At 64.8% G+C, this 2,272-nt stretch carries 1 protein-coding gene and 1 pseudogene; one reads left to right on the forward strand and one right to left on the reverse strand.

Translation table 11 applies throughout. The features are described from left to right. Positions 1-227, forward strand: a pseudogene (locus AC1DY5_RS52085) (DDE-type integrase/transposase/recombinase); the annotation flags it as partial. Between the two features lie 5 nt (positions 228-232). Here the strand turns inward: AC1DY5_RS52085 and AC1DY5_RS52090 are convergent. Then, on the reverse strand, positions 233-2,272 hold a 2,040-nt coding region (locus AC1DY5_RS52090; RefSeq protein ID WP_478122094.1), incomplete at its 5' end, for a recombinase family protein.

Below are 2,272 nucleotides of genomic sequence, written 5' to 3' on the forward strand. Positions count from 1 at the left end.
ACCTGTTCAGCCGCCAGGTGGTGGGTTGGTCGCTGCGCGAAGACATGACGCGCGAGCTCGTAATCGATGCGCTGCGAATGGCGTGGTTCAAGCGTCATCCTGGCAAGCAGGAAGGATTGATCTTCCACAGCGATCGGGGCAGTCAATACGCCAGCCACGACTTCAGGGCGGTGCTCGCCGAGTACGGCATCACCAGTTCGATGAGTCGCAAAGGCAACTGCTGGGATAAGGACTACGCTTCATACTGCACCTCCTTCGTACGATCAGAGAGAAGCGTCGCATCGAGGCGTCGCAGCGAGAGCTTGGCGCCGAGTGTCTTGCGCGGAGCATCATCGCCCGGCGGCTCATACAGACACTCATTCTTGTCACTGTACGCGTGACCACGGAGGAGCCCGTGGCGCAGCCATATCTTCACCGTTGTGGTCGTCACCTGCAACTTGTCGGCCATTTCCTCGAGGGTCAAGAGCCCATGCTCGCGCAGCCGCTCATAGCGCGGCTTGAGTTGGTAGTTGCGCGCCAGACGAGCAACGATCCGGGGATGGAACGTCGCGCCGGCGCCTGAAGTCACGCCGCGCGCATTGAGGATGGCCGCGATCTGCAAGGGCGTGTGATCGTTCAACATCCGGTCGATCTCTTCCACGACCGTCGACGGCGTGACATGCAGCTTCCAGGAGCACAAGGGCAGTGGCAGATGCAGGCTCCTGCGAGCGCCACCCTTGAAGCGGATCTGCACGCTGATCTGCTCATCGCGATTCAAGGTCACATCCTCCAACAGCAGTCGGACCATGCGCTTGCGCTCGCGATCGGGCGTGGCGGGATCGCTCCACAGACGCGGGAAGTCCGAGGCCAGCGCGAGGATTGCGCTGCACTGCTCTTGCGTCAATACATGTGCGTCCTGCTCGCGGCGGCGCGCGTACTCCTCGTGCGCTTCGGCCAAGGCGCGCAGCTTTTCGTTCCAATGCGCTTCCAGCGAATCGGCGACCAGCCGGTTGTCGGGGTCCACACGCAGATAGCGGCGCTGCGCCAACTCGCACTCGTACTGCGCACGTTCGACCTGGGCATGGCGCAGCCGGTCGGCTTCTTCGAAGCGAGACTGCAGTTCTCGTTGCACTGCCAGCGTCACCTCGAGCGCGACGGGATTGACCGCTTCGACGAGCAAGGCGCCGATGACCTGGTCGATGCCCGAACCAGGAATGCGCTGGCACAGCGCTTCGCCACGACTGATGCCCTCGCGCTGACAGACGTACTCGGGGCACAACTGGCCATGGCGGCTGTGATAGCGAACCGTCATGCGCATTCCGCAGCGCCCGCACAGCACCAGGCCTTGCAGCAATGCGGGCCCCTCGCGTGCCGGCCCGCGGCGTCGATCGGCGCCCATCGCCTGCGCGCTCTCGTGAAGACGACGCTGATTGCGCTCATACTCGTCCCAGGAGATGTAGCCCGCATGCGTCTCGGGAATCAACGTCATCCATTGCTCCCGAGGCATGCGCTGCAAACGGGCGACGCCGTCGACGCTGCGGCGCGTATGGCTGCGACCATAGACGAAGGCGCCGGCATATCTCGGGTTGTGCAGCACGCGCAGCACCTGGTCGTGATAGAGCTCGCCCCAGAGCAATTCTCCCTTGTGCGCGCCCTTGCCGCAGCGTCGTGGGAACGCCAGGTGCTCGCGCCGCGCGGCCTTGACGGTGGCGCAGGCCGAACCCGTGCGCTCGAAGGTGGCGAACAACCACCTCAGACAATGCTGCACCTGCCGATCCGGATCCAGGCCGAGCACACCCTCGCTGTCGTAGACCAGCCCCACGGGCGGGCGCATCTCCAGTTCGCCGCGGCGCGCCTTGTTCAGGATCCCGCCTTGCAGGCGCGCACGCAGCACGTGCAGCTCGGCCTCGCTCATGGTGCCCTTGAGTCCGAGCAGCAGGCGGTCGTTGAAGTGCGCCGGGTCGTACGCACCGTCTTCGTCGCAGATCAATGTGTCGGTCAGCGCGCAGATCTCCAGCAGCCGGTGCCAGTCCATGGAGTTACGCGCCAGGCGCGAGACCTCCAAGCCGAGCACGATGCCGGCATGCCCCATGCCAACCTCGGCCACCAGTCGCTGGAAGCCCTCCCGGTCCGATGAAGCCCCCGACTGCCCGAGATCGCTGTCGATCACGATGATGCGCTCTTCGGCCCAGCCAAGCGCCACGGCGCGCTGGCGCAGGCCGTACTGGCGCTTGGTACTCTCGGTGTTCTCGAACACCTGGCGCAGCGTCGACTGACGCACGTACACGTAGGC

The sequence above is a fragment of the Variovorax sp. P4_D9 genome, from assembly GCF_056401695.1.